The 26,386-nt window shown below is 61.9% G+C and carries 24 protein-coding genes and 1 tRNA gene; 17 read left to right on the top strand and 8 right to left on the bottom strand.

The window, feature by feature from the left end; translation table 11 throughout:
• The first annotated feature begins 29 nt into the window (after positions 1-29).
• From ACPF9B_RS08340 to ribD, 7 genes are all read left to right on the top strand, one after another.
• A complete protein-coding gene (locus ACPF9B_RS08340) occupies positions 30-293 on the top strand; it encodes a sarcosine oxidase subunit delta (protein ID WP_007204343.1) in 264 nt (87 codons plus the stop codon).
• On the top strand, positions 290-3,187 hold the full coding sequence (locus ACPF9B_RS08335) for a sarcosine oxidase subunit alpha family protein (RefSeq protein WP_424176668.1): 2,898 nt from the start codon (positions 290-292) through the stop codon (positions 3,185-3,187). The genes ACPF9B_RS08340 and ACPF9B_RS08335 overlap by 4 nt, the downstream gene beginning before the upstream one ends.
• Positions 3,180-3,722: a sarcosine oxidase subunit gamma gene (locus ACPF9B_RS08330; RefSeq protein ID WP_424176666.1), complete on the top strand. Its 543-nt coding sequence runs from the start codon at positions 3,180-3,182 to the stop codon at positions 3,720-3,722. The genes ACPF9B_RS08335 and ACPF9B_RS08330 overlap by 8 nt, the downstream gene beginning before the upstream one ends.
• Before the next feature lie 115 nt (positions 3,723-3,837).
• Positions 3,838-5,802, top strand: a complete 1,965-nt coding sequence (gene dnaG / locus ACPF9B_RS08325) for a DNA primase (protein ID WP_424176664.1) — start codon at positions 3,838-3,840, stop codon at positions 5,800-5,802.
• A 129-nt stretch (positions 5,803-5,931) separates the two neighbouring features.
• Positions 5,932-7,911, top strand: a complete 1,980-nt coding sequence (gene rpoD, locus ACPF9B_RS08320; protein WP_007204347.1) for an RNA polymerase sigma factor RpoD — start codon at positions 5,932-5,934, stop codon at positions 7,909-7,911.
• 318 nt (positions 7,912-8,229) lie between these two features.
• The gene (gene nrdR / locus ACPF9B_RS08315) at positions 8,230-8,700 is read left to right on the top strand and encodes a transcriptional regulator NrdR (protein WP_007204348.1); all 471 of its coding nucleotides are present in this window, start codon (positions 8,230-8,232) and stop codon (positions 8,698-8,700) included.
• Positions 8,697-9,776, top strand: a complete 1,080-nt coding sequence (ribD, locus tag ACPF9B_RS08310) for a bifunctional diaminohydroxyphosphoribosylaminopyrimidine deaminase/5-amino-6-(5-phosphoribosylamino)uracil reductase RibD (RefSeq protein WP_424176661.1) — start codon at positions 8,697-8,699, stop codon at positions 9,774-9,776. The genes nrdR and ribD overlap by 4 nt, the downstream gene beginning before the upstream one ends.
• 51 nt (positions 9,777-9,827) lie before the next feature.
• On the opposite strand, the gene ACPF9B_RS08305 is transcribed toward ribD, so the two are convergent.
• Positions 9,828-11,822, bottom strand: coding sequence for a capsular polysaccharide biosynthesis protein (locus ACPF9B_RS08305; RefSeq protein ID WP_424176659.1), 1,995 nt, complete (start codon positions 11,820-11,822; stop codon positions 9,828-9,830).
• Positions 11,823-11,831: 9 nt separating this feature from the next.
• Positions 11,832-13,130 carry a capsule biosynthesis protein gene (locus ACPF9B_RS08300; RefSeq protein WP_424176657.1) on the bottom strand — a complete coding sequence of 433 codons (1,299 nt, stop codon included), beginning with the start codon at positions 13,128-13,130 and terminating at the stop codon, positions 11,832-11,834.
• A 128-nt stretch (positions 13,131-13,258) separates the two neighbouring features.
• On the opposite strand from ACPF9B_RS08300, the gene ACPF9B_RS08295 reads away from it, so the two are divergent.
• From ACPF9B_RS08295 to nusB, 4 genes are all read left to right on the top strand, one after another.
• A complete protein-coding gene (locus ACPF9B_RS08295) occupies positions 13,259-13,855 on the top strand; it encodes a riboflavin synthase (protein WP_424176655.1) in 597 nt (198 codons plus the stop codon).
• A 128-nt stretch (positions 13,856-13,983) separates the two neighbouring features.
• A complete protein-coding gene (ribB, locus tag ACPF9B_RS08290; RefSeq protein ID WP_207327907.1) occupies positions 13,984-15,114 on the top strand; it encodes a 3,4-dihydroxy-2-butanone-4-phosphate synthase in 1,131 nt (376 codons plus the stop codon).
• A complete protein-coding gene (locus tag ACPF9B_RS08285) occupies positions 15,114-15,641 on the top strand; it encodes a 6,7-dimethyl-8-ribityllumazine synthase (RefSeq protein ID WP_007204355.1) in 528 nt (175 codons plus the stop codon). Before ribB ends, ACPF9B_RS08285 begins: the two co-directional genes overlap by 1 nt.
• Complete coding sequence (gene nusB, locus ACPF9B_RS08280; protein WP_007204356.1) at positions 15,638-16,105, top strand: transcription antitermination factor NusB; 468 nt, start codon at positions 15,638-15,640, stop codon at positions 16,103-16,105. The genes ACPF9B_RS08285 and nusB overlap by 4 nt, the downstream gene beginning before the upstream one ends.
• Positions 16,106-16,228: 123 nt before the next feature.
• Here nusB and ACPF9B_RS08275 read toward each other — a convergent pair whose 3' ends face one another.
• Positions 16,229-16,654 (bottom strand): hypothetical protein, encoded by a 426-nt coding sequence (locus ACPF9B_RS08275; protein WP_424176652.1) that lies wholly within the window; start codon positions 16,652-16,654, stop codon positions 16,229-16,231.
• 260 nt (positions 16,655-16,914) lie between these two features.
• On the opposite strand from ACPF9B_RS08275, the gene ACPF9B_RS08270 reads away from it, so the two are divergent.
• Positions 16,915-17,226 carry a hypothetical protein gene (locus ACPF9B_RS08270; protein ID WP_424176650.1) on the top strand — a complete coding sequence of 104 codons (312 nt, stop codon included), beginning with the start codon at positions 16,915-16,917 and terminating at the stop codon, positions 17,224-17,226.
• Positions 17,227-17,438: 212 nt separating this feature from the next.
• Here the strand turns inward: ACPF9B_RS08270 and ACPF9B_RS08265 are convergent, their stop codons facing one another.
• Positions 17,439-17,585 (bottom strand): hypothetical protein, encoded by a 147-nt coding sequence (locus ACPF9B_RS08265; RefSeq protein WP_204248661.1) that lies wholly within the window; start codon positions 17,583-17,585, stop codon positions 17,439-17,441.
• Between the two features lie 141 nt (positions 17,586-17,726).
• Here ACPF9B_RS08265 and ACPF9B_RS08260 point away from each other — a divergent pair, with 141 nt between their 5' ends.
• Entirely contained in the window at positions 17,727-18,185 is a 459-nt protein-coding gene (locus ACPF9B_RS08260) for an MmcB family DNA repair protein (protein ID WP_424176647.1), read from the top strand.
• Here the strand turns inward: ACPF9B_RS08260 and ACPF9B_RS08255 are convergent.
• Positions 18,172-18,363 (bottom strand): DUF6324 family protein, encoded by a 192-nt coding sequence (locus tag ACPF9B_RS08255; RefSeq protein ID WP_007204361.1) that lies wholly within the window; start codon positions 18,361-18,363, stop codon positions 18,172-18,174. The genes ACPF9B_RS08260 and ACPF9B_RS08255 overlap by 14 nt on opposite strands.
• A gap of 124 nt (positions 18,364-18,487) precedes the next feature.
• On the opposite strand from ACPF9B_RS08255, the gene ACPF9B_RS08250 reads away from it, so the two are divergent.
• The 4 genes from ACPF9B_RS08250 to ACPF9B_RS08235 all read left to right on the top strand — a co-directional run bounded on the left by ACPF9B_RS08250 (position 18,488) and on the right by ACPF9B_RS08235 (position 21,796).
• A tRNA-His gene (locus ACPF9B_RS08250) sits at positions 18,488-18,564 on the top strand.
• 37 nt (positions 18,565-18,601) lie between these two features.
• Positions 18,602-19,633, top strand: a complete 1,032-nt coding sequence (locus tag ACPF9B_RS08245) for an RluA family pseudouridine synthase (RefSeq protein WP_424176645.1) — start codon at positions 18,602-18,604, stop codon at positions 19,631-19,633.
• Positions 19,634-19,793: 160 nt separating this feature from the next.
• A complete protein-coding gene (gene rpoH / locus ACPF9B_RS08240) occupies positions 19,794-20,690 on the top strand; it encodes an RNA polymerase sigma factor RpoH (protein ID WP_424176643.1) in 897 nt (298 codons plus the stop codon).
• Between the two features lie 131 nt (positions 20,691-20,821).
• Positions 20,822-21,796, top strand: coding sequence for a Gfo/Idh/MocA family protein (locus ACPF9B_RS08235; RefSeq protein WP_424176641.1), 975 nt, complete (start codon positions 20,822-20,824; stop codon positions 21,794-21,796).
• Positions 21,797-21,853: 57 nt separating this feature from the next.
• Here the strand turns inward: ACPF9B_RS08235 and ACPF9B_RS08230 are convergent, their stop codons facing one another.
• The 3 genes from ACPF9B_RS08230 to ACPF9B_RS08220 form a co-directional block, all read right to left on the bottom strand.
• Entirely contained in the window at positions 21,854-23,659 is a 1,806-nt protein-coding gene (locus ACPF9B_RS08230) for a M3 family oligoendopeptidase (RefSeq protein ID WP_424176639.1), read from the bottom strand.
• A gap of 63 nt (positions 23,660-23,722) precedes the next feature.
• The gene (locus ACPF9B_RS08225; protein ID WP_424176637.1) at positions 23,723-25,312 is read right to left on the bottom strand and encodes an ATP-dependent DNA ligase; all 1,590 of its coding nucleotides are present in this window, start codon (positions 25,310-25,312) and stop codon (positions 23,723-23,725) included.
• On the bottom strand, positions 25,309-26,319 hold the full coding sequence (locus tag ACPF9B_RS08220) for a ligase-associated DNA damage response exonuclease (protein ID WP_424176635.1): 1,011 nt from the start codon (positions 26,317-26,319) through the stop codon (positions 25,309-25,311). The genes ACPF9B_RS08225 and ACPF9B_RS08220 overlap by 4 nt, the downstream gene beginning before the upstream one ends.
• Positions 26,320-26,386: the final 67 nt, after the last annotated feature.

Raw genomic sequence — 26,386 nt, 5'->3', positions numbered from 1 at the left:
TTTTGGGGAAATGAGAATGAAGGCGGATCATGCGGATTAACTGCCCCCATTGCGGCGAACGTGACCGGCGCGAATTTTATTATATGGGCGATGCCGTGGCGGTCACCCGCCCCGCACCTGATGCGGGGCCTGACGCCTGGGACGATTACCTGCACAACCGTGACAACCCCGCGGGCGACACACGCGATCTGTGGTATCACGAGGCGGGCTGTGGCGCGTGGATCGTTGTGGCGCGCAACACGCTGACCCATGCGGTTCACGGCGCAACGCTTGCGCAAAAGGCCGCATCATGAGGCTGCGCAACCCTGGCCAAACCGTAACCTTTAGCTTTGACGGCAAACCCGTGCAGGGCGTACCGGGCGAACCGGTCGCTGCCGCGCTGCTGGCCAGCGGGATCAGGCTGATGGGCCGGTCATTCAAATACCACCGCCCGCGCGGCGTGCTGACCGCCGGGTCCGAAGAACCCAATGCGCTGGTCACCGTGGGGCGCGGCGCGGCGCAGGACCCCAACCAGCGCGCAACCATGGTCGAAGTGTCCGAAGGGCTGGAGGTGTTTAGCCAGAACGCCTGGCCCAGCTTGCGCCATGACGCGCTGGCGGTGAACGACCTGCTGTCCCCGTTTCTGGGGGCGGGCTTCTATTACAAGACCTTCATGTGGCCCGCGTCGTTCTGGGAAAGGCTCTATGAGCCGGTGATCCGCCGCGCGGCGGGCCTTGGCCGGTTGAGTGGCAAGGCCAACGCCGACCTTTATGAAAAGGCCTTCGCCTTTTGTGATCTGCTGGTGATCGGAGCAGGGCCAGCGGGGCTGATGGCAGCGCTGACCGCAGGGCGGGCGGGCGTCGATGTGATCCTTGCCGATGAGGACAGCGCCATGGGCGGTCGCCTGCTGCGCGAGGTCGAGGATGTCGACGGCAGGCCCGCCGCCTTGTGGGTCGCAGATGTGCTGGCACAATTGCGCGCGCTGCCCAATGTGCGCCTGATGCCGCGCACGACCGTGACCGGCGCTTATGACCAAGGCACCTATGGCGCGCTGGAACGCATTGTGGGTGCGGACGCACCGGGTGAATGTTTCTGGCGGATCGTGGCCAAGCGATCGGTGCTTTGTGCGGGCGCGCTGGAACGGTCCATCGCTTTTCCAGACAATGACCGGCCCGGCATCATGCTGGCGGGGGCGGTGCGGGCCTATGTCACCCGCTGGGGTGTGGCGCCCGGCCGGTCGGTCACGGTCTTTGGCAACAATGATGACGCACATCGCACCGCGCGCGATCTGGCGGCGGCGGGGATCAAGATCGCGGGGCTGATCGATGCCCGCGCTGATCTGGCCGTCAGCGCCGATTATCCGGTGTTCACGGGCGGCAGCGTCACGGCAACGGCTGGCAGGCTGGGTCTGACCAGCATCACCGTCACCCATCAGGGCGGCACGCGGGTGATCCAGACAGATTGTCTGGCTGTCTCTGGTGGCTGGAACCCGTCGGTGCATCTGACCTGTCACATGAACGGACGGCCCCAGTGGCGCGAAGATATCGCAGCCTTTGTGCCGATGCCTGACGCGATCCCCGGCATGGCGGTGGCGGGGGCTTGTCACGGCGTCTTTGACACACAGGGCTGTCTGCGTGACGGGGCCGAGGTGGCCGCTGCCATCGCCCGCGACCTCGGGTTCGCACCCGAGGTGACGCTACCCGTGGCCGAGGCCCGCGCCTATGCCATTGCCCCCTTTTGGGAAACGCCCGGAAAGGGGCGCAAATGGGTCGACTTGCAGAATGATGTGACGACCAAGGATATCGCGATCTCTGCGCAGGAAAACATGCGCAGCGTTGAACATATGAAACGCTATACCACCCAAGGCATGGCGCCCGATCAGGGCAAATCGTCCAACGTGCTGGCGCTTGCGGTGTTGGCCGACCTGACCGGGCGCGGCATCCCCGAGACGGGAACGACGACGTTCCGCCCGCCTTTCGTGCCGGTCAGTATCGCCGCGATGGGCGCAGGCGGGCAGGGCAAGGGGTTTGCCCCGACGCGCCTGATGACATCGCATCACGCAAGCGTCGCGGCCCGCGCGCCGATGATCGAGGCGGGGCTGTGGTATCGCCCCAGCTATTTCCCGCTGGAGGGCGACGTCAGCTGGCGCCAATCCTGCGACCGTGAAGTGAATTATGTGCGCAATGTTGTTGGCGTTTGCGACGTGTCCACTTTGGGTAAGATCGACGTGCAGGGGCCTGATGCGGCAGCGCTTTTGGATTTTGTCTATACCAACCGCATGTCAACGTTGAAGGTCGGGCGCGTACGTTACGGGCTGATGTTGCGCGAGGATGGATTCGTCATGGATGACGGTACCGCCGCGCGTCTGGGGCCGGATCATTTTGTGATTACCACCACGACGGCCGCCGCGGGGCAGGTGATGCGCCACCTTGAATTCGCGCGACAGGTGCTACGCCCCGATCTGGATGCGCGCATCGTGTCGGTGACGGATCACTGGGCGCAATTTGCCGTGGCCGGACCCCGCGCGCAGGTGCTTTTGAACACCGTGCTGGATGAGCAGATCACCGATGAGGATTGGCCGTTCATGGCCTGTGGTGCTGTAGGTATCGGCGGTGTGGCGGGCCGGCTGTTCCGGATCTCGTTTTCGGGCGAAACTGCCTATGAGATCGCGGTGCCCGCGCGTTACGGCGAAAGCCTGTTCCGGCAATTGGTCGCACAGGCGCGCACTTTGGGCGGTGGCCCTTACGGGTTAGAGGCGCTCAACGTCCTGCGCATCGAAAAGGGCCTGTTGACCCATGCGGAATTGCATGGGCGCACCACGGCGTATGATCTGGGGCTGGCGGGCATGGTGAGCGCGCAAAAGGATTGCATCGGGCAGGCTGCTGCCCGCCGCCCCGGTCTGGTTGATCCTATGCGCGAACGGCTGGTCGGTCTGCGCGCGGTAGAAGAGGGGCGGCGCCTGACCGCGGGCGCGCATCTGTTTGCCAAAGACGCCAAGGCCGTGACCGCCAATGATCAGGGCTATGTCACCTCGGCCTGTTATTCGCCGACGCTGGATTGTTATCTGGGTCTGGCGTTTGTGAAGAATGGTCCTGAAAGGTATGGCGAGGTGATCCGCATGGTCGACCATTTGCGCGGTGTGGATACATTGGCCGAGGTTTGCCATCCGGTGTTCTTCGACCCCGAAGGAGGACGCGCCCGTGGCTAGATTGATCGCACTTGGGGCCTTTGGTGATCTGTTGCCGTTGCAGACAGGCGATGTGACTTGCACCGAGGTGATGCGCGAGACGCTGTTTTGCGTTGCCCCCTATCGTGGCCAGCACAAGGCGGTATCGGCTGCATTGAAAGCGCAGCTTGGCCTGAGCCTGCCTGCCGCCGGACGGCGGAAAATCGCGGGTGACGCGATCTGCCAATGGATCGGCCATGATGCATGGGTTGTCAGCGCGCCTGTCATGCTTGACGGGCTGGCGGCGGTCAGTGATCAATCCGACGGCTATGCCGCGCTGGATGTAGCGGGGGCAGGGGTCGAGGCGGTGCTGGCGCGGCTGGTCCCGCTTGATCTGCGCAGTACCACGTTCAAGGTTAACCATACCGCCCGCAGCCTGCTGGGCCATGTGCCTATCAGCATCACCCGCACGGGGCCACAGGCGTTCGAGGTGATGGTGATGCGATCAATGGCGGCGTCATTGGTGCATGATCTGCAGGTGGCCATGAGCGGGCTGGCGCGGCGCGGATCGGCCTGACGCTGCGCGCCAGACCGAGGCCTGCGGCGGGGATATTTTTGCTCGGAAGATGCAAACGCCTTTTCGGGTGATAGCAGCCCTTGGAAAGCAGGGGCAAAAGGCGGATACTAGACGCATGAGCCTGCCACCCGGATTTTTGGACGAATTACGCAACCGGCTGTCGCTTGGACAGGTCGTCGGGCGCAAAGTCATGTGGGATGCCCGCAAATCCAACCCCGGCAAGGGCGATCTTTGGGCGCCGTGCCCGTTCCATCAAGAGAAAAGTGCCAGTTTCCACGTCGATGATCGCAAAGGGTATTATTACTGCTTTGGCTGCCATGCCAAGGGTGATGCGATTTCATTCGTGCGCGAGACCGAGAATGTCGATTTCATGGAAGCGGTAAAGATTCTCGCGGGTGAGGCGGGAATGCCGATGCCTGAACGCGACCCGGCCGCCCAGCAAAAGGCAGATCTGCGCGGCCAGCTGGTCGAGGTGATGGAAAAGGTCATCAAGTGGCATCGGTTGCAATTGCAGACAGCGGCGGCGGCCGAGGCGCGCGATTATCTGGCACGGCGCGGCCTGAGCGCGCAGGCGCTGGCGCGGTGGGATATCGGCTTTGCACCTGCGCAGGGCGGGGCGCTGGCGCATCTGACCGCACAGGGGGTGGATGCCAAGCTGGTGATCGCCGCGGGCATCGCCGCTGAAAGCGACCGAGGTGGTGCGCCTTATGACCGGTTTCGGGGCAGGATCATCTTTCCGATCCGTGATGCGCGAGGCCGCGCCATCGGGATGGGGGGTCGCGCGATGGACCCCAACGCGCCTGCGAAATATTACAATTCCCCCGAAACGCCGCTGTTCGACAAGGGCCGCAGCCTGTTCAACCATGGCCCCGCGCGCGAGGCGGCGGGCAAAGGCAAGCCTTTGATCGTGGCCGAAGGCTATATGGATGTGATCGCGCTGGCAGAGGCGGGATTTACCGCGACGGTGGCCCCCCTTGGCACCGCGATTACCGAGGATCAGTTACGCCTGCTCTGGCGGATTGCCCCCGAACCGATCATCGCGCTGGATGGTGATACCGCCGGTCTGCGTGCCGCGATGCGCTTGATCGATATCGCGCTGCCGCTGTTGGAATCGGGGCAAAGCTTGCGTTTCGCGCTGATGCCGCCGGGGCTGGACCCTGATGATGTGATCAAGACGCAAGGCGCGGGCGCGATGCAAAAACTGCTCGATGCCGCGATCCCGATGGTGCAGCTGTTGTGGCAGCGCGAGACCGAAGGCAAGACTTTCGACAGCCCCGAACGCAAGGCCGCTTTGGACAAGGCGCTGCGTGACAAGATCAAGCTGATCGCCGATCCATCGATTCGCAGCCATTACGGCGAGGCGATCAAAGAGATGCGCTGGGCCTTGTTCAGCACCCGCCGTCCCGCCGCGCCCAGGGCCCAAGGCGGGACATGGTCGCGCAATGCCGATCCGTGGAAACGCACGATCAGCCCCGTGGCCACGGCGCGCAATTCCATGCTGGGGGCGGGGGCCGTCAGCCAAGAACATCTGCGCGAGGCGGTTATTCTGGCCACGATGATCGTCGCCCCCGGTGTAGCGGTAGAGTTTGGTGATGCGCTAGAACGCATTGATTGCCGCGATCCGGCGCATCGTGACCTGCAGGCAGCGATTTTGCGCCATCTTGGACATGCCGATCTGCAAACCGCTATTTCGGCTGATCTGGGGGCAGATGCTCTTGAAAAGCTGCTGACGCAAAGCCATGTCGCAATCAGCCCCGCGGTGCGCCGCAAAGGGCAGGCCGAGGTCGCGCGCCTGTGCCTGGCCGAGGAATTTGCGAAACTGACCGCCCGCCGCGGCCATGCCCGCGAGATCGAAGATGCGGTCGAAGACCTTGGTGGGCTGGCCGATGAGGGGCTGACATGGCGGCTGGCACAGGCCAGTGCGGCGGTAGACAAGGCCGGACGCGGCGATAACGAGGACCGCGCCGAATATGCGGTTGGCCCCAACGGGGCGCGAATGAAAAAGGACGAGCGCAGTGCATTGGACCAATTGCTCGACCAGATCAATTTTGCCAAAGGACAGGACCGGCCTAGGTCATGACATGGCAACAGAACTGAAAAACACGCGGTCGCCTGCTTGCGGTTCACGCCGATGCAGGGTTGATTCGGGAATGACCGAATCAGCCGAATCACCCTGGCTGCGTAACGACGACTTGGAAGGGTCCCTTTGATGGCTGCGAAAGACACCGATGATCGCAAGGACAACGACCAGGATGGGGATATCAGTCTTGATATGAGCCAGGCCGCGGTCAAGCGAATGATCGCCGATGCCCGCGAACGCGGCTACATTACATATGACCAGCTGAACGCGGTCCTGCCACCTGAACAGGTGTCGTCCGATCAGATCGAGGACGTGATGTCGATGTTGTCCGAAATGGGCATTCAGGTCACCGAGGAAGAAGAATCAGAAGAAAGCGATGATGGCGCCGGCGGCACCGACATTGCCACCGTATCTGGGTCGCGCGATGTCACCATCGGCGGGGCCGAGGCGGAAAAGCTGGACCGCACCGATGACCCCGTCCGCATGTATCTGCGCGAAATGGGATCGGTTGAGCTTTTGTCGCGCGAAGGCGAGATCGCCATCGCCAAGCGGATCGAGGCTGGCCGCAACACGATGATTCTGGGCCTGTGTGAAAGCCCGCTGACCTTTCAGGCGATCACCATCTGGCGCGACGAATTGCTGTCAGAGGACATCCTGCTGCGCGACGTGATCGACCTTGAAACGACCTTTGGCAACCAATTGGGCGAGGAGGGCGAGGTTGAAACCGTCGTCACCGCTGCCTCTGTGTCCGACACCAAGGAGGATGGCGGCAGCGAGTTGGATGCTGACGGCAACCCAATCAGCAAGGACGATGACGACGACGATGACGATCAGGCCAATATGTCGCTGGCCGCAATGGAAGCCGCGCTGAAGCCGCGCGTGCTGGAAACGCTGGAAATCATCGCGCGCGGCTTTGCGGATCTGTCCGACATGCAGGACGCGCGGATGTCCGCGACCTTGAACGAAGATTCGTCGTTTTCGGTCAAAGAAGAAGAACGCTATCAGACGCTGCGCTCCGAAATCGTGGTGCTGGTCAATTCGCTGCACCTGCACAACAACCGGATCGAGGCGCTGATCGACCAATTGTATGGCATCAACCGCCGGATCATGTCTATCGACAGCGCCATGGTGAAACTGGCCGATCAGGCCCGCATCAACCGCCGTGAATTCATTGACGAATATCGCGGGCGCGAATTGGACCCGAACTGGCTGGAACAGATGGCCGAGAAATCAGGCCGCGGCTGGCAGGCCTTGGTCGAAAAGTCGACCGACAAGATCGAAGAATTGCGCAATGATATGGCGCAGGTCGGGCAATATGTCGGCGTCGATATCACCGAATTCCGCCGTATCGTCCAGCAGGTCCAAAAAGGTGAAAAAGAAGCGCGGCAGGCCAAGAAAGAAATGGTCGAGGCGAACCTGCGTCTGGTGATTTCCATCGCCAAGAAATACACGAACCGTGGCCTGCAATTCCTTGATCTTATTCAAGAAGGTAATATCGGCCTGATGAAGGCCGTCGATAAATTCGAATATCGCCGTGGCTATAAATTCAGCACCTATGCGACATGGTGGATCAGGCAGGCGATCACGCGCTCTATCGCGGATCAGGCCCGCACGATCCGGATTCCGGTGCATATGATCGAGACGATCAACAAGCTGGTCCGCACGGGCCGCCAGATGCTGCATGAAATCGGCCGTGAACCCACGCCAGAGGAATTGGCCGAAAAGCTACAAATGCCGCTCGAAAAGGTCCGCAAGGTGATGAAGATCGCCAAGGAGCCGATCTCGCTCGAAACGCCGATTGGCGACGAGGAAGACAGCCAGCTTGGCGATTTCATCGAAGACAAAAACGCGATCCTGCCGCTGGACAGCGCCATTCAGGAAAACCTGAAGGAAACCACGACCCGCGTGCTGGCCTCGCTCACGCCGCGCGAAGAACGTGTGCTGCGTATGCGGTTCGGCATCGGGATGAACACGGATCACACGCTCGAAGAAGTTGGCCAGCAGTTCAGCGTCACCCGCGAACGCATCCGCCAGATCGAGGCCAAGGCGCTGCGCAAGCTCAAGCACCCCAGCCGGTCACGCAAATTGCGGTCGTTCCTGGACCAGTGATCCGGTCAGGCCTGCCCAGTCGGTTGCATCGGCTGGGCGGTGCTTGCCCCAGCCGCATGTCTGGCGCCGCAGCCGGTAACCTGGCCCAGTGAAATTGCAGATCCAGCGATCGCGTCAGGCTTTGGTTTGACGCGACAAGGCGTCGAGACATCTGCTGGCAAAAGCATGGCGGTTTGCTGGCTGCCCGCTTATCACCTGCCTGTCTCATGCTGTATCTAGCGGTCTAAAATCCCCCCTACCCAAAACCAAGGCGGGTTCTTATAGTGGCTGTGGATAAGTGGGGTCTTGCCCCAACACATAGACCCAAAGGACCCCCTTATGCGTTGCCCTTTTTGCGGAAATGTCGATACTCAGGTCAAGGATTCCCGTCCCGCCGAGGACCATGTCGCGATCCGGCGCAGGCGGTTTTGTCCGGCCTGTGGCGGGCGGTTCACGACCTATGAACGCGTGCAATTGCGTGATCTTGTGGTGATCAAATCCAATGGGCGGCGCGAGGATTTCGATCGCCAGAAGCTGGAACGCTCGATCCGGATCGCGCTACAAAAACGCCCTGTTGAACCAGAACGGATGGATCAGATGATCAGCGGCATCGTGCGCAGGCTGGAAAGTCTGGGCGATACCGACATCCCGTCTGGCACGATTGGCGAGATCGTGATGGAAAGCCTCGCACGGATCGACACGGTCGCCTATGTGCGCTTCGCCAGCGTTTACAAGAATTTTCAGGCGGCGGATGATTTCGATAAATTCGTCAGCGAATTGCGCCCGCACGCAGCCAAAGAAGACGAGTGACCGACGCCCGCTACATGGCTCTCGCGCTGCAACTGGGGCGGCGCGGGATGGGCCGTGTCTGGCCCAATCCGGCTGTTGGCTGCGTGATCGTCAACCATGGCCGCATCGTCGGGCGCGGCTGGACACAGGATGGCGGGCGTCCGCATGCCGAAACCGTCGCCTTGGCGCAAGCCGGGCCGAATGCATGCGGCGCAACTGTCTATGTCACGTTGGAACCTTGTGCGCATCATGGCCAGACGCCGCCCTGCGCCGCGGCGCTGATTGCCGCGGGTGTGGCGCGGGTCGTCGTGGCGCTCGGTGATCCCGATGCGCGGGTTGCGGGGCGCGGCATTGCGCTGTTGGAACAGGCGGGGATCGCGGTGGACACGGGGCTGCTGGCCGATCAGGCGCGCGCCGATCACGCGGGGTTTTTGTCGCGGATCACGGCCGCGCGGCCTTTCGTGACGTTGAAGCTGGCGGGCACGCTGGATGGCCGGATCGCCACCGCCAGCGGCGAAAGCCAATGGATCACCGGAACAGAGGCCCGCCGCGCGGTGCATATGATGCGCGCGCGCCATGATGCGGTGCTGGTGGGCGCAGGGACCGTGCGTGCCGATGATCCCGCGCTGAGCGTGCGCGGTCTTGGCATCCCCCGCCAGCCTGTGCGTATCGTCGTATCGCGTGCCGTGAAACTGCCGCTGACCAGCCAATTGGCGCAAACCGCGCGCCAATCGCCGGTCTGGATCTGCCACGGGGCGGAGGCCGATGTGGCCGATTGGCTGGCGCTGGGCGCTGTCAGCCTGCCCTGTGCTGTGCGCGCAGGACAGGTCGAACCAGAGGCGATGATGCAGGCGCTCGCAAGCGCAGGGATCACGCGGGTGTTTTGCGAAGGCGGCGGGATGTTGGCCGCCTCATTGCTGGGCGCAGGGCTGGTCGATGATCTGGTGGTGATGACTGCGGGCTGTGCGATCGGGGCTGAAGGCACGCCTGCGCTGGCCGCGATGGGAATCGGGCGGCTGGCGGATGCGCCGCGCTTTGCCTTGCATGATCTGGCGCGTCTGGGCGATGATGTCATGACGCATTGGCGGCGGGTCTAGGGTTGCACGGGGCGCTGCCCCGTACCCCGGAGTATTTTTGGAAAAGAGAAGTTAGCGCCACAAAGGCGCTGCGCTGGCGAACAGCCCTTGCAGTTTTGCTGTGGCGCGGTTGAGGCGCGTGGCGGGCGGGATATCGCCATGGGTGAGCCTGTCTACGATCACCTCGACCGGGCAGGGCAGGCCGCTGACCGGATCGCGGTAGCGCGGATAGGCAATCAGCGCGGCGTGAACAAGCGCCGTGAGGTCCAGTGTTTTGTTGCGCCGTGACAGTGGCATCGCGCGGTCATCGGTCAGCCCCCAGCCGGCATAGAACGGCATCCCCAGACAGCTGACCGGGCGGTCGTGCAAGAGCGCCTCGAACCCCAGAAGCGATGTCATGGTCCAGACGCAATCGCAGGCCTGGATGGCGGCGATCGGGTCAGCATCTTCTAGCACCAGATCGGCCCAGTCGCGTGCGTTGGATATATGGCCGGGCCGCAGATTTGCGCGCACGTCGGGGTGCGGTTTGTAGATGATCACGGCGGCGGGGTTTGCTGCGCGCACCGCTTGCAGCAGTGCGGCGTTGCTGCGCACGGCACCCGTGCCCAGCCGGATGCTGGCGTCGTCCTCGACCTGCCCCGGCACAAGGATGCGCCGCCCTTTGGGCAGGTCGGGCAGGGGTGTGCCCTGCAGATTGTATTTTGACAGGCCCGCCGCCCTTATCCGCTTGATCAGCGCCGCTGCGCGGTCTCGGGCGGTGTCGGGGAGCGTGGTTGATCCGGCGATCAGCGCCTCGAGCCTGCTGGGGCGGGTTGCGTCGTAATAGATGCCCAGATCGTCCAGCACCAAGGACAAGGGCGCCACCAGATCGGCACCCAGCCCGCGCGAGCGCACAAAACCATCCTCGACCAGCACCGCGTCGCGCGCATCCGTGCTGGCCCAGCGCATCAGGCGGCGGTTGGTTTGTTCGGCCTGCGGTGCCGCCTTGGCCCCGCGCGCAAACCTGACCTGCGCGTATTGGCCGAAGAATTGCTGCAAGGGGCTGCGTTTCCACAGCCGCATGTCGGCCGCGACCCAGCCCTGGTGGTCGTCACGCCAGGCGCGGGTCAGCGCCGACAGGCTGGCTGTTGCTTCCTCGAAGCTGCACAGCCGGTCGTGATAGGGGTCGTACCATGTCGGGTAAAGGATCATCGCGCCCGCGAAAAGCTGCGCCCGCGTCAGGCGGCGTTGGCGGCGCGGCAACGGTTTGCGGTCATCGCTGAGCCCCCAGCCCGCATAGAATGGCTGGCCGAAGACCACGGGTTTGTGGCCAGCCAAGATCGCCTCGAAACCCAGTTGCGATGTGACGGTGTAGACCGCGACCGCGCCTGCCAGCAGCGCCCAGGGCGAGACGGGGGCGGCACACAGGCTGATCCGGTCGCTGGTATCGGCAGCGGTGAAATAGCCCGCCTTGTCGCCGGTCATGGTTTCGGGATGGGTTTTGATCACGATCCTTTGGCTGGGATGTTCGGTTTGGGCGAAAAACAGCATTTCGCGGAACGTGTTGCTGTCGGCACCGCTGGCGGTGATTGACGCATCCATGCGGGTCTGGTCGATGACCAGCACATAGCCGGCATCTGGCACGGGCGTCGCGGGATCAAAACAGCTGTATTTCGATAGATGTTCGGCCTGCAAGGCGCTGATCCCCGCCTTGGCGCGGTTCAGCAGGACGGTATCGTCCAGCGGATCATGCGCAAGGATCATTTCCAGATCGGACGGGGTGGCGCGGTCAAAATGCACGCCGCGCCGGTCGATGTTCAACCCGATCGGCAGATCACCGGACCGTCCGGGCCGGACCGAGCGCAGAAAACTGTCCTCGACCCGGATCAGCCCCGCACCTTTGTGCCGCGCCACAGCCTCGCCCCTTAGGGCGGTGGGGCTTTGGCCCCAGACGCCGACATTGTCTTGGGGTCCGGGCGCGCCGAGCCGGATGTCGAAGCCTGCCAGCGTCAGGATGCGCCGGATGCGGGGCTGGGTCAGGAAACCGCCCGAATAGACATAAAGGTTCTGGCGCGGTTCGTCTGGCATTGCGGCAGGCTAGGCCACGCGCTGTGTCTTGGCCAGCGCGGCGGTTTGCAGATCGTGCGCCTGATCATCGCCGCAAGGTGCGGCATAGGGACCCGCTTCGGCCAGCATCATCGGGACGACATGCCGGATCAGGTTGCGCCGGCCCTTGGCGGAATAGAACCCGCCGGGTACCTGACTGGTTTGCAAAAGGAATTTCCGGAAATCGCGATAGGCTTGGGTGTCGGGGGGGCACGGGGCGGCGAAAAAGGCGGGCAGCGGTTGGTCGGACACGAATTGCGGCTTGTCATAGACTGCTGCGCCGAAAATCCGCAATGGGATCCCGCGCCATAGCACCTGCTGGCCCGCGGTAGAATTGACCGTCACCGCCGAGAGTGCGGAATCGAGCAATCGCGCCAGTTTGCCACCGCGCACAAAATGCACGCGATGCGCGATACCCTGCGCTGTTGCTGCCTGCCGGATCAGGCGGCGCAGCGGTTTGCGCCCGTTTTCCAGCGGATGCGTCTTGAAGACAAGATGATGGCCCGCCGGTGCGCCTTTGGCAAAACCGGCGATGACCACGTCGATAAAGCTTTCCATGTCGCGGAACGGTGAATGAATCTGAAAGCTTGAGTCATGCTCCAGTTGCAGCAGCGCCATGTGATAGGGATAGCCGCCCGCCTTGATCCGCAAGGTGGCCAGCCCGCGCAGCAGCGCCATAATCGGCATCATCAGCAGACGGCCTGTGTAAAGCTGCGCCTCGGTGCGCACCGGCAGGGCGCGATGCGGGCGGAATTGCGGATAACTTGCGTTTCGGAACATCACGAACCAATGATAGAGCGCGCCGTAAAAGATATGCTGGCGCATGTCGCCCCAATGGGACGGCGGCGTCGGCTGGTCTTGCCCCGGCTGGGCCAAATGCGCGCGCATGTCAGCGATGCTGAGGCTGCGTAGCTGCGAATGTCCGTTGCTGCCGCCGCGTTCATAGGTCACCCAATAGGGGCGCAGATAGCCTTCTTCAAAGACATGGATGCGCAGACCGGTGGCGCGGGCCTGGCGCACCGCCTCGGCATGGATCGGGCGGGTGTCGCCGTAAAGGACGATATCGGTGATCTGTTTGTCGCGCAGGGTGTCGGCCAATGCGCTGGGCCATGCGTCAGGATTGTCGCGAAACGGCAGATAGCCGGGGCTGCGCCACCAGAAAGCCGCATCGCCCGCGTTGAACCCGACGCGCCAGACATCGGCCCCTGATGTGCGCAGGGCCGCCGCGATCTGGCGAAAGAACGGGCCATGCGGCCCCTGCAGGAAAAGGAAGCGGCGTTGGGAACTCATAACACTGAACTGACTGAACAAACTAAACGCCAGCTTAACACGGCAATTCTGGCGGTAATGCGGCAAGCCGCCTGCTTGCCTGCACGCCTGCAAGCCGCTAGGTCAGGGGCAAGCGGAAAGGAAAGCGCATGTTCACAGGAATTGTCACCGATATCGGGCGGGTGCTGGCATTGGACCAGCAGGGCGATCTGCGCGCGCGGATCGGCACTGGCTATGACGTGGCAGGGATCGACATCGGGGCGTCGATTGCTTGTAATGGGGTCTGCCTGACGGTGATCGCATTGGGCCGTGATCCGCAGAACTGGTTCGACGTGCAGATTTCGGCGGAAACCGTGGGGGCCACAAATGTCAGTGGCTGGACGGTCGGCAAAATGCTGAACCTTGAACGCGCGCTGAAGGTGGGTGACGAATTGGGCGGGCATATTGTGTCAGGCCATGTCGATGGCGTGGCCGAGGTTGTGGCGATGTGCGATGAAGGTGACAGCACCCGCGTGACATTCCGCGCGCCAGAGGCGCTGGCGCGGTTCATCGCGCCCAAAGGGTCGGTGGCGCTGGATGGCACATCGCTGACCGTGAACGAGGTTGCGGGCCGCGATTTCGGGATCAATTTCATCCCCCATACCAAGACCGCCACGACATGGGGTGATGTTGCGGTGGGTGATTTGATCAATATCGAGATTGATACGATGGCCCGCTATGTCGCGCGGTTGCAGGATTACGCCTGATCACGCGGCCCTGTAGGGCTGTGGCGTTTTTGGCGTAAGGTGGGTCAAGACCCACGCTGCGACCTGCGCCCCTTTTCAAACCGTGGATGCTGGGCTATCTGGCAGGCAACCAAGCTGCGGGGTCGCATATGTCCATCACTTTCGAAACACCGGGTCCGGTTGAACAAGACTGGTCCGATGCGATCAGCAAGATCGAGGATATCATCGATGATGCCCGCAACGGGCGGATGTTCATCCTTGTCGATCACGAGGACCGCGAGAACGAAGGCGATCTGGTGATCCCTGCGCAGATGGCCACACCTGACGCGATCAATTTCATGGCCAAGCACGGGCGTGGGCTTATCTGTCTGTCGCTGCCCGGCAGCCGGATCGACGCGCTGGGCCTGCCTTTGATGGCGTCCAACAATTCATCGCGCCATGAAACAGCCTTTACCGTCAGCATCGAAGCGCGCGAAGGCGTCAGCACCGGCATTTCAGCGGCCGACCGTGCGCGCACCGTGTCGGTGGCGATCGACGCGGCCAAGGGCGCGGCCGATATCGCCACGCCGGGCCATGTGTTCCCGCTGCGCGCGCGCGACGGCGGTGTGCTTGTCCGTGCCGGCCATACCGAGGCTGCTGTCGATATCAGCCGTCTGGCGGGGCTAAACCCGTCGGGCGTGATCTGCGAGATCATGAAAGAAGACGGCGAAATGGCGCGTCTGCCCGATCTTGTCGCCTTTGCGCAATTGCACGGGCTGAAGATCGGCACGATCAGCGATCTGATCGCCTATCGCCGCCGCCATGATAATCTGGTTGTGTTGCGCGACAGCCAGACCATCACATCCGAATTCGGCGGTGACTGGGAGATGCGGATTTTCGTCGATGAAACTCAAGGTGCCGAACATATCGCGCTGATCAAAGGTGATATCACCACGCCTGACCCTGTGCTGGTACGGATGCATGCGCTGGACCCGATGCTGGATGTTGTCGGTGTCGGCCCCAAGGGGCGGCGCAACGAATTCGGCGATGCCATGCAGCTGATCGCCGATGAAGGGCGTGGCGCGCTGGTCTTGCTGCGCGACCTGCAGATGAAACTTGATCCAAGCGAAGAGGCGACACCCCAGACGCTGCGCCAGTACGGCCTTGGCGCGCAGATCCTGTCGGCGCTGGGCCTGCATGACATCACGCTGCTGACCAATTCACCCAAGCCGCGTGTCGTGGGCCTTGATGCTTATGGTCTCGAAATCGTCGGCACGCGCAAAATTTCGGAGATTGGTTGATGGCCGGACCCTCACACCATATCCTGCCGTTGCCAGAGTTTGACAAGCCGGTGAAGATCCTGATCGCCGCCTCGCCCTATTACAAGGATATCAGCGACCACCAGATCGCCGGAGCCTTGGCCGAGATTGCAAAGGCCGGTGCCAGCCATGAGATCGTGCATGTCCCCGGTGCGCTGGAAATTCCCACCGCCATCGGCATTGCCGCACGGATGAGCGATTTTGACGGCTATGTCGCGCTTGGCTGTGTGATCCGGGGCGAGACAACGCATTACGACACCGTCTGCAACGACAGCAGCCGCGCGCTGCAATTGTTGGGACTGCAGGGCCTGTGTATCGGCAACGGCATCCTGACCGTGGAAAACTATGCCCAGGCGGTCGTGCGTGCGGATGCAGCACAGATGAACAAAGGCGGCGGTGCTGCTGCGGCGGCGTTGCATCTGGTGGCGCTGGCGCGCAAATGGGGCAAAGCTGAAAAAGGCGTGGGCTTTACCCGCGACATCCTGATGACAGGTCATACAACCGCATGACGATTTCCAATAACCAGCGCCGCAAGATGAAATCCGCTGCACGGTTTTACGCCGTGCAGGCCCTTTTCCAGATGGAAGCCACTGGCCAGACCGTCGAAGGCATCGTGCGCGAATTCGAAGACCACCGTTTCGGCGAGATCATCGACGATGTCGAACTGGTCGAAGGCGATGTCGATACCTTTCGGCGCATGATGGACCGCGCCGTCGATCTGCAGGCCAGCATCGACCAGATGACCGACCGCGCATTGGTAGAGAAATGGCCGATCGCGCGGATCGACCCCACATGGCGCGCATTGTTTCGCGCGGCAGGGGCAGAGCTGTTGGACAAGGACACGCCGCCCAAGGTGGTGATCAGCGAATTCGTCGCTGTGGCCGAGGCGTTTTCGCATGACGGCAAGGAACCGAAATTCGTCAATGCCGTGCTGGACCATATGGCCCGCCAAGCACAGCCAGAGGCATTCTGAGCCTGCCTGCGATTGCCGGGCAAAGGGTTTGGATATGCGGCGCTTGCGCGGCATCCGGACCGATATGATCCCGATGCCGCGCACCAAAGCCTGGCGTCAAAGCCAATCTGTCCTTACGAACCCTTAGCGCGGCTGCTGGTCCGGGATGACCGGTACCAGGCCAGTCTGCTGCGCAAAGACTTGCTCGGTCTCCTCTCTCAGCAACCCTGCCGCGACGCCGAAATCGAACGTCCCGTCAAACCCCAGATCAAGGCCGAAATAGGTTTCATCATATAGATGTGCCGCACCGATGGTGGCGCGCCAGGATTGGCTGACCAGCATGTAATCCAGACCGATCGTGGCCACGTTGCTGTCATCTTCGTTATCCGAAAAGATCCTGACGCCGAGACCTGTATCAATGCTCTGCGGGCCATAGCTGACCGACAGGCCAAACCCGATGGTCGGATCGGCAGATGCCGGTGCTGCGGCAATCATCATGGCGATGCTGATGGCACAGGCTGCCTGTTTTGGTGCGCTGGCGCGTGACAGGCGCTTGGTGATGGTTTTCATGATACTCATTCCCTCGTTTATTGGTGAACCGTGACGTCACCCGATCATCACGTCAGCGCCGGATATTGTGTTGAAATCAGACCATTCTGGGGCCGATGGCGGACATTAATATGAACAAGTGATTAAGATCATCGCAGCCCGCGCGCTGCCTGCGGGGTCGTGCCGGGCGGCAAAGGACGGGGGCAGCAGGGCGCGCGATCAGGCCATGGCTTGTTTTTCGGCGCGCATGGCTTAGCTAAAGATCACAAGGGGGCGCTGCCATGACACATGACCAGGAACCAGATCTGATGCGGCTTTACCTGCGCCATTGCGCGGTGGGTTTTGTGATCGCGGCGGTCTTTGTGGCGATGCTGCTTTGGTATGATGTGGCGCGCCTTGGCAGCCTGGTGGCCAATTCCGATATCGGCTGGCTGGCGCTGTTCTTGCTGTGGTTCTTTCACGGCACCGTTTTCGGCAGCGTGCAATTCGCGATCTCGATCATGCTGAATGCGCAGGATGATGATGACGATGAACAGTCGGGCGGGCAATTGATCCCGATCCGCGTGACCGCCGGGCCGCGGCGTGGGCGGTAGGCGACGGGCACCACATCTGCCGTAGCGGTAGCTAATCCCGAGGACCTGTTTTTACAGGTGGGCGCCAGGTAGACTGACCAGGGCCAGAACAGAGCCAGCTCCCTCGGAGTTGCTTAAGGCCACTGGATTTGTACCGATGGTATACATGCAGCGCAGAAACCCGTCTGACAGACAGTTAGGGCGCAATGCGGGGTTCCACAAGTGGCGTGATCTTATTCTTCGATATCCCCACGGATCAACCAGCCATCACGGCCGACCATGGCGGCGGGCGCATAGCCCAGCAGCACCCGTTCAGCCAGAGCGATGGTCAGCAGCGCCATGCAGGTTTCGAAAAAAGTGATACTGGCGATCAGTGACATGTCAGCGCCCTTTGTAACTGGGGTGCAGGATAGCAGCGAAACCTGACCAAATTCTAAAGATCACCCGATGTTTGACCTTATGCAACGCAGGCCAGCCGCCGCGCGATTGCAATCTGTTCCCCTCTTGTTCAATATCGCGGCATGTCTTCCGGCTTTGCCTCTTCCGCCCTGCAACCCGGCCAGAGCCTCGCCCGGGGCGTCTGTCGCCATTTGCGCGGCCATGATTTCGTCAGCGTCGAGGAATTGGTGCCGACCTCGGGTCTGCGCGTCGATGTCATGGCGCTGGGGCCGAAAGGTGAAATCTGGGTGATCGAATGCAAATCCAGCCGCACCGATTTTCAGACCGACCGCAAATGGCAGGGCTATCTGGCGTGGTGCGACCGGTTTTTCTGGGCGGTAGATGCCGCGTTTCCGCTGGATTTGCTGCCTGATGATACCGGGCTGATCATTGCCGACAGCTATGATGCCGAAATCCTGCGGATGGGGCCGGACCGGCCGTTGCCACCCGCACGGCGCAAGATGCTGACGCAGAAATTCGCGCGCCATGCCGCGATCCGCGCGCAGATGGCGCGCGATCCGGGCTTTGTCAGCGCTTTTTGACGGCGCGTGCGGCTTGGGCTGCGGCGCGGATCTCGTCGGCGATTTCCTCGGCCTCTTCGGGTTCGAAATCCATCGGGATCTCTGTGTCGCCGGCCTCGATGAAAATGCGCACCATGCCCAGTTCGGTCGGGCCGATCTGCATATTGGCCTCGATATCGCGTTCGCTGTTGATACCCATGATCTGTTCCTTACTGTCTTTTGCCTGCCTACAGCGCTGCGCGATCGCTTGGCAAGTGCCGCGCGCGAAAAGCCGTGACTAGCCCTTGCAATCATGCGGTCATGCAGCTAAATCCGGCGCCAGTGCCGCCTTAGCTCAGTTGGTTAGAGCGCTTGATTGTGGATCAAGAGGTCGCTGGTTCGAGACCAGCAGGTGGTACCACCCCCTTTTCAGCCCGCAGATGATGACGGAGAACTTGATGGGGCCGACCCTGATCACATTCACGATTGCCCAAAACCCGCCGCCACGGCTGGACAAGGCGCTTGGCCGCGACGTGCCGGATGATGCCGCGCTCAGCCGGTCGCGTCTGGCCCGGCTGATCGCGGATGGCGCTGTGGCCGTGGACGGGCAGGTGGTCACCGACCCGCGTTTTCGCATCGCTGAGGGCGCGCAAGTCGCGGTCACCGTCGCCGTCGCTGTCGAAAGCCATATCGAGGCGCAGGATATCACGCTGGATGTGGTGTTTGAGGATGACGACCTGATCGTGATCAACAAACCCGCCGGCATGGTCGTGCATCCCGCCCCCGGCACGGCGGATGGCACATTGGTCAACGCGCTGATCCACCATTGCGGCGACAGCCTGTCGGGCGTGGGCGGCCTCAAACGCCCCGGCATCGTCCACCGGATCGACAAGGACACGTCGGGCCTGCTGGTCGTGGCAAAATCCGACCGCGCGCATCATCATCTGGCCGATCAATTCGCCGATCACACGGTGGAACGGCGCTATATTGCTGTCTGCTATGGCGTGCCAGAGGCCAATGACCCCCGCCTGCGCGGCATCAAGGGCACGTCCTTTGAACCCGGCAACATTCTGAAAATCCAGACCCAGCTGGGCCGGCACCGCACCGACAGGCAGCGGCAGGCGGTGTCCTTTACCGCCGGGCGGCACGCTGTGACACGGGTGCGAATCCTTGCCGCCTTGGGCGCAATGCCTGTCGCGGCGCTTGTCGAATGCTGGCTGGAAACTGGCCGCACGCATCAGATCCGCGTGCATCTGGCCCATTGCGGCCATGCGCTGATCGGTGATCCGACCTATGGCAGCCGGCGCAAGATGTCGCCCAAAGCATTGGGCGAGGCCGGCGTCGCCGCCGTCGCTGCCTTTCCGCGTCAGGCGCTGCATGCCGCGACCTTGGGTTTCGTACATCCGGTGACCGAAGAATTCCTCGAATTTTCAGCACCTTTGCCTGCGGATATGCAAGCATTGCTGGCGGCAATGGGCGCGCCGGTCTGAAATACGCTATCCCATCTGCGTGAGCGCACACAAAGGCCACTCGCAAAACTGAACTGAATGGTTCATATTGTGTTGACCAGAAGTAAAGACCGAGACTTGAAAATGGCCGCAGCGCGACCATATCTATGTTAAGCCTTTATACATAATGGAGGGCACGACAGTGAGCGACTATAAAAATCTTCCCGCACCAACCCCTGAAGGTGGATTGAACCGCTATATGCAGGAAATCCGCAAGTTCCCGATGCTGGAACCCGAAGAAGAATACATGCTGGCCAAACGCTGGGTGGACCACGAAGACACCGAAGCCGCGCATAAGATGGTGACATCGCACCTGCGACTGGCTGCCAAGATCGCCATGGGCTATCGCGGCTACGGCCTGCCGCAGGCCGAGGTGATATCGGAGGCGAATGTGGGCCTGATGCAGGCGGTCAAACGGTTCGACCCCGAAAAGGGTTTCCGCCTGGCGACTTATGCGATGTGGTGGATCCGCGCCTCGATCCAGGAATATATCCTGCGGTCCTGGTCGCTGGTGAAAATGGGCACGACATCGGCGCAGAAGAAACTGTTTTTCAACCTGCGCAAGGCAAAGAACCGCATTGGCGCGCTGGAAGAAGGCGATTTGCGCCCCGAGAACGTCAAACAGATCGCCAATGATCTTGGCGTGACCGAGGACGAGGTGATCTCGATGAACCGCCGCCTGTCGGGGGGCGATGCCTCGCTGAACGCGCAGATCGGCTCAGACGGTGAAGGGTCGATGCAATGGCAGGACTGGCTCGAAGACGACAGCGCCAATACCGCCGCCGATTACGAGGAACATGACGAACTCGACGCCCGCCGTGCCCTGTTGGTCGAAGCCATGACCGTGCTGAACCCGCGTGAAAAGGATATTCTGGTGCAGCGCCGTCTGGCCGAAGAAACCGTCACCCTCGAAGATCTGAGCGCGCGCTACGAGGTCAGCCGCGAACGGATCCGCCAGATCGAAGTGCGGGCGTTTGAAAAGCTGCAATCGCGCATGACCCAGCTGGCGCGCGAAAAAGGCATGCTGGAAAGCGCCTGAACTTTTCCGCGACCCGTCGTCCCTGTGATCCCCGTCGGAGCCTCCGGCGGGGATATTTTTTCTCGGAAGATGGGAAAGGGGAATGGCAGCGGCCGGATGATAGCGCTAGCATTCTCAAAAGGGAGATGACCATGACACCAATCCGCTGGGGCATTCTGGGTGCCGCCGATTTCGCCCGCCGTTTCATGGGCCCTGCCATCCATGCCGCCAAAGGAGCCGAGCTTTACGCGCTGGCCACATCCAGCCCCGCCAAGGCGGCACATTTCGCGGATTTCGCGCCGCACGTCATTGTGCATGACAGCTATGATGCGCTCTTGGCCGATCCGGCTGTTGATGCGGTCTATATCCCGCTGCCCAACCATCTGCATGTGGATTGGTCGCTCAAGGCGTTGGCCGCTGGCAAACACGTGTTGTGCGAAAAACCCATGGGGCTGGCGGCGGCGGATTACGACCGGCTGATCGCTGCGCGCGATGCGGCGGGGCTGCTTGCAGCAGAGGCGTTCATGATCGTGCATCACCCCCAATTTGCGCGCGCGCGCGCTCTTTATGCCCAAGGCGCGATTGGCAAGCTGATGTATGTCGATGCGACCTTTACCTATAATAACGCGGATGATGTGACCAATATCCGCAACCGGCCCGAAACCGCAGGCGGCGCGCTGCGCGACATTGGCGTTTACACCTTTGGGGCCGCCCGTTTCGTGACAGGACAGGAACCCGATGCGATCACCTACGCCGATTTGCGGCTGGAAAATGATGTCGATGTCTTCGCGCAGATCGCTGCGCGTTTTCCCGATTTTACCTATTCCGCCATTGTCTCGATGCGGATGCATCCGCGCCAGCAAATCACCTTTCACGGTGACAAGGGTATTTTGCGCCTGACCTGTCCTTTCAACGCCAATGTCTTCGACATGGCGCAATTGACACTGGAAACTGACGGGACCAGCACCATCAGCGAACGCTGGCCTGGCGTGAACCATTATATCGTGCAAGTCGAAAACTTCGGCCATACGCTGCGCGGCACGGCCCGCTATCCTTGCGCGCTGGAATTCTCACGCGGTACGCAGGCAATGATGGACATGGTCTTTGCGGCGGGCGCGCGGCGTTAACCACGCGCCACCCAACTTCTTATTTCCAAAAATACTCCCCCGCCGGAGGCGCTGGCGCTACAGCGCCTCCAACTCGTCGATCATGCTTTCGATCAGCGCCAGCCCCTTGTCCCAGAATGCAGGGTCCGAGGCATCCAGCCCGAACGGGGCCAGCAAGTCCTTGTGATGCTTGGACCCACCCGCGCGCAGCATCGCGAAATATTTGTCACGGAAATCGGGATCGCCTTCCTCGAACACAGCGTATAGCGCGTTCACCAGCCCGTCGCCAAACGCATAGGCATAGACGTAGAATGGCGAATGCACGAAATGCGGGATATAGGCCCAGAAGGTCTCGTACCCATCCGCGAAATCGAACACCGGCCCAAGGCTTTGCGCCTGCACCGACATCCACAGCGCGTTGATGTCATCCGGCGTCAGTTCGCCTGTCGCGCGGGCCGCATGCAACTTGCATTCGAAATCATAAAACGCGATCTGGCGCACCACGGTATTGATCATATCCTCGACCTTGCCCGCCAGCAGCACCTTGCGGTCTTGCGGCGTCTTGGCATTGTCCAATAGCTGCCGGAAGGTCAGCATCTCGCCAAAAACCGACGCCGTTTCGGCCAGCGTCAGCGGGGTGGATGATAAAAGCTCGCCCTGTTCGGCCGCCAGCACCTGATGCACGCCGTGGCCCAGTTCATGCGCCAGCGTCATCACATCGCGCGGTTTGCCAAGGTAGTTCAGCATTACATAGGGATGCACCGGCGTCACCGTGGGATGCGCAAAGGCACCGGGCGCCTTGCCGGGTTTGGTGGCCGCATCAATCCAGCCTTTGTCGAAAAACCGGCCCGCGATTTCGGCCATGCGCGGATCGAAACCGGCATAGGCGGTCAGCACGGTGTCGCGCGCCTCTTCCCAGCCGATCACGCGGGTCTGGTCCATCGGCAAAGGCGCGTTGCGGTCCCAGACCTGCATCCTGTCCAGCCCCAGCCATTTGGCCTTCAGCGCATAGTACCGGTGCGACAGGCGCGGATAGGCGGCAACGACGGCGTTGCGCAGGGCCTCGACCACTTCGGGTTCGACATGGTTGGCCAGATGGCGCGCGGCCTGCGGGCTGGGCATCTTGCGCCAGCGGTCGTGGATTTCCTTTTCCTTGGCCAGCGTGTTGTGGACACGGGCAAAGATCTTGATGTTCTCGCGGAAAACCGCCGTCAGCGCATGGGTCGCAGCCTCGCGTTTGGCGCGGTCAGGGTCGGTCAAAAGGTTCAATGTGCCTTCAAGGCTCAGCACATCGCCGTCCACGACAAATTCAAGCCCTGCCATGGTTTCATCGAACAGCCTGTTCCACGCGGCAGCCCCGACGGTGGATTGGTCATGCAGGAATTTTTCCAGCTCGTCGGACAATTGATGCGGTTTCATCGCGCGCATCCGGTCGAATACGGGTTTATAGCGCGCCAGATCGGCATTGGCGGCCAAAAGACCCGCCAGATGCATATCCTCCAGCCGGTTGAACTCCAGCCCGTAGAACACCAGCGGCGTGGTGAAACGGGTGATCTTGTCCTGACAATCGGCCATGAACTTGGCGCGATCGCTGTCGGTGGTGATCTGGTAATAGCGCAGGCCCGCAAATGACATGATCCGCCCTGCAATCACGTCGATCTGTTCATAGCGTTGTACCGCGCCCAGCAAACCCGCCGCGTCCAGCGATGCAAGCTTGCCTTCATAATCGGCGGCAAAGGCTGCGCATTCGGTTTCCAGCCATGCCATGTCGCGGGTGATTTCGGGGCTGTCCGGGCTGGGATAAAGGTCGGTCAGGTCCCATTCGGGCAGATCGCCAAAGCTGTTTTTTCCAGACGTATTGGCATCATAGACGGGGTTTTGCATGGCGCGGCTTTCATTGCTGTTTAGCCTATTACTTAGAGTGTCGCACTGGCGCAGGGAACCCTGTCAGCCGTAAAGCCGCAGCATTTCGCGCAGATCGTCAAGCGTATTGGCCTCGGCTACGGGTTTGTCCTGCCGCCAGCGCAACATCCGTGGAAACCGCAAGGCGACGCCGGATTTGTGCCGCGGGCTTGCGTTGATGCCTTCAAAGGCGATCTCGAACACATGGACGGCCGGCACCTGCCGGACGGGGCCGAATTTTTGCAATGTGTTCTTGCGCACCCAAGCAGTGATCTGGCGGAATTCGGCATCGGTCAGGCCGGAATAGGCTTTGGTGAAGGGGACCATTGCATCACCATCGCGCACGGCAAAGGTGTAATCGGTGAACAGATTGGCCCGCCGCCCGCTGCCCGATTGCGCATAGATCATCACGGCATCAATGGTCAGCGGATCGACCTTCCATTTCCACCAATCACCTTTCTTGCGCCCTGCCAGATAGGGGCTGTCGTGGCGTTTGAGCATCAGCCCTTCGGCCCCCACATCCCGCGACTGGCTGCGTGCGGCGGCCAGATCGTCCCAGGTGCCAAACGTCACCTGCGGGGACAAGCGCAGCGGCGCGCTGGTTGAAACCCGCGCAACGAGCCTTGCCAAGGCCGCGCGTCTGTCTGCAAAGGGCAAGGCGCGGATGTCGCGCCCGTCGTGTTCCAGAAGGTCATAGGCCATCAGGATCACGGGCGCCTCGGTCAGCAATTTGCGCGGCACTGTTTTTCGCCCGATGCGTTTTTGCAAAGCGGCAAAGGGCAGGGGGACATCATCCGCAAAGGCCAGCACCTCACCGTCGATCACGGTGCCGTCGGGCAATGCATCGCAAAGCTGGGCAAGCTCGGGAAAGCGGTCTGTCATCAGGTCTTCACCGCGCGACCACAGGTAATGGGTGCCGCCGCGCAGGATGAACTGCCCCCTGATCCCGTCCCATTTGCGTTCCGCCGACCAATCGGCGGGCGGGCCGAGGGTGGCGAGATCCTCCAACCCGTACGCCAGATAGAACGGATAAGGGCGCGACGCGTCGGTGCCGGGATCATCCGCCTCGATCAGGCTGGCCCATGTGACGCTGTCAGGCGTCCAATTGCCCATCAGCTTATGGGTCAGTTCCGGTTCCGGCTGGCCCGTGGCATGTGCCAGCGCGCGGGTCATCAGTTTCGCGCTGACCCCGATGCGCAAACCGCCCGTCAAGAGCTTGGTAAACAAGAACCGTTCCGCAGGCGGTAGCCGGTCCCATGCGGCGATGATGCCGGCCTTGCGCGCGTCATCATCCTGCATGCCCAGCGCGCGCAGATGCATGATCCAGTCGGTCAGGCTTGCGTCGCTGGTCGCGCGCGGCGCTGGCAGCACGAGTGCGATGGTTTCGGCCAGATCGCCCACGATGCTATAGCTTTCTTCGAACAGCCAGTCGGGCAGGCCTGCCACCTCTGCCGCCCAGAGGCGCAATTTGGAGGCTGTGATGACCCGCTTCGGCCTGCGTCCGGTGAACAGGGCTATGGTCCACAGTTTGTCACTGTCTGGCGCGGTGCGGAAATAATCGGCCAAGGCCGCGACCTTGGCGCTGGTCTTGGTGCTTTCGTCAAGCGCGCTGAACAGGGTGGCGAAGGCTTTCATGCCGCATCCTCGCCGCTGTCGAACCCTTCGCCTTGGTAATCGGTGCTGACGGTATGCGCGTCATGGCCCTGCTCGCGCAGCCATTGCTGAAAGGCGGTGGTATAGCCATGGGTGACAAAGATTTTCTCTGCCCCTGTCGCGGTGATCGCCGTGTTCAGCCCTGCCCAATCGGCATGGTCGGACACGATGAACCCCCGATCCGCCGCCCGTCTGCGCCGCACACCGCGCAAGGCCATCCAGCCACTGGCAAAGGCGGTCGAGGATGGCCCGAACCGCCGCGCCCAGGGCGTGCCAAGCGCGGCAGGCGTGGCCAGCACCAACGCACCGGGGTGGGATTTGGCGGTCATGGTGGTATCGACGCGGGTGGTGGCGGGCAGGGGGATGGCGATGCCGCGCAGCACGTCATTTGTGTTTTCCACCGCGCCATGTGTCAGGATCGGCCCGATGGCAGGGTCAAGCAGGCGCAAGAGCCTTTGCGCCTTGCCCAAGGCATAGGCCCCCAGGATTGCGGTCTTGCCTGCGGCGGCACTTTCGGCCCACCAGCGGTTGATCTGGTCGCGCAGCACATCCTGCGGCGTCCAGTTGAAAATCGGCAGCCCGAAGGTGCATTCGGTGATGAAGGCGTGGCAGGGGACGGGGGCGAAAGGTTCGGACAGCCCGTCGTCTACAATCTTGTAATCGCCCGAGACGACCCAGACCTGCCCTTTGACCGCCACCCTGATCTGCGCCGATCCCGGCACATGGCCTGCGGGGTGGAAAGACACCACTGCATCCCCGATGCGCAGGGCGCTGTCATAGGCAATCGTCTGCACCGCGATATCGCCCAGCCGGTGCCGCATGACGGCGGCGGTGGTAGGGGTGGCCAGATAGCTGTCCATCCCCCAGCGGGCGTGATCGCTATGCGCATGGGTGATCAGCGCCCGTGGCACGCGGCGCCAGGGGTCGATGTAGAAATCGCCCGCGGGGCAGTAGATCCCGCTCTCGGTGAAGGTCAGCACATCCGCCATGATGCATAGATAGGGTTTTTGACCGGTCTGCCAATGGCGGGCCTGTGTGGCGGGGGAGAGACCTGAG

Source organism: Yoonia sp. TsM2_T14_4, from assembly GCF_049602355.1.
Taxonomy (GTDB): Bacteria; Pseudomonadota; Alphaproteobacteria; order Rhodobacterales; family Rhodobacteraceae; genus Yoonia; species Yoonia vestfoldensis_A.
The sequence above is the reverse complement of the archived record's forward strand: the minus strand, read 5'-3'. Positions and strand labels throughout refer to the sequence as shown.

Excerpts from the sequence above, each read along its gene's own strand:
- ACPF9B_RS08340 (WP_007204343.1), top strand. The coding sequence starts at position 30 with ATGCGGATTAACTGCCCCCATTGCGGCGAACGTGACCGGCGCGAATTT.
- ACPF9B_RS08335 (WP_424176668.1), top strand. The coding sequence starts at position 290 with ATGAGGCTGCGCAACCCTGGCCAAACCGTAACCTTTAGCTTTGACGGC.
- dnaG (WP_424176664.1), top strand. The coding sequence starts at position 3,838 with ATGAGCCTGCCACCCGGATTTTTGGACGAATTACGCAACCGGCTGTCG.
- rpoD (WP_007204347.1), top strand. The coding sequence starts at position 5,932 with ATGGCTGCGAAAGACACCGATGATCGCAAGGACAACGACCAGGATGGG.
- nrdR (WP_007204348.1), top strand. The coding sequence starts at position 8,230 with ATGCGTTGCCCTTTTTGCGGAAATGTCGATACTCAGGTCAAGGATTCC.
- ACPF9B_RS08305 (WP_424176659.1), bottom strand. The coding sequence starts at position 11,822 with ATGCCAGACGAACCGCGCCAGAACCTTTATGTCTATTCGGGCGGTTTC.
- ACPF9B_RS08300 (WP_424176657.1), bottom strand. The coding sequence starts at position 13,130 with ATGAGTTCCCAACGCCGCTTCCTTTTCCTGCAGGGGCCGCATGGCCCG.
- ACPF9B_RS08295 (WP_424176655.1), top strand. The coding sequence starts at position 13,259 with ATGTTCACAGGAATTGTCACCGATATCGGGCGGGTGCTGGCATTGGAC.
- ribB (WP_207327907.1), top strand. The coding sequence starts at position 13,984 with ATGTCCATCACTTTCGAAACACCGGGTCCGGTTGAACAAGACTGGTCC.
- ACPF9B_RS08285 (WP_007204355.1), top strand. The coding sequence starts at position 15,114 with ATGGCCGGACCCTCACACCATATCCTGCCGTTGCCAGAGTTTGACAAG.
- nusB (WP_007204356.1), top strand. The coding sequence starts at position 15,638 with ATGACGATTTCCAATAACCAGCGCCGCAAGATGAAATCCGCTGCACGG.
- ACPF9B_RS08275 (WP_424176652.1), bottom strand. The coding sequence starts at position 16,654 with ATGAAAACCATCACCAAGCGCCTGTCACGCGCCAGCGCACCAAAACAG.
- ACPF9B_RS08270 (WP_424176650.1), top strand. The coding sequence starts at position 16,915 with ATGACACATGACCAGGAACCAGATCTGATGCGGCTTTACCTGCGCCAT.
- ACPF9B_RS08265 (WP_204248661.1), bottom strand. The coding sequence starts at position 17,585 with ATGTCACTGATCGCCAGTATCACTTTTTTCGAAACCTGCATGGCGCTG.
- ACPF9B_RS08260 (WP_424176647.1), top strand. The coding sequence starts at position 17,727 with ATGTCTTCCGGCTTTGCCTCTTCCGCCCTGCAACCCGGCCAGAGCCTC.
- ACPF9B_RS08255 (WP_007204361.1), bottom strand. The coding sequence starts at position 18,363 with ATGGGTATCAACAGCGAACGCGATATCGAGGCCAATATGCAGATCGGC.
- ACPF9B_RS08245 (WP_424176645.1), top strand. The coding sequence starts at position 18,602 with ATGGGGCCGACCCTGATCACATTCACGATTGCCCAAAACCCGCCGCCA.
- ACPF9B_RS08235 (WP_424176641.1), top strand. The coding sequence starts at position 20,822 with ATGACACCAATCCGCTGGGGCATTCTGGGTGCCGCCGATTTCGCCCGC.
- ACPF9B_RS08230 (WP_424176639.1), bottom strand. The coding sequence starts at position 23,659 with ATGCAAAACCCCGTCTATGATGCCAATACGTCTGGAAAAAACAGCTTT.
- ACPF9B_RS08225 (WP_424176637.1), bottom strand. The coding sequence starts at position 25,312 with ATGAAAGCCTTCGCCACCCTGTTCAGCGCGCTTGACGAAAGCACCAAG.
- ACPF9B_RS08220 (WP_424176635.1), bottom strand. The coding sequence starts at position 26,319 with ATGGCGGATGTGCTGACCTTCACCGAGAGCGGGATCTACTGCCCCGCG.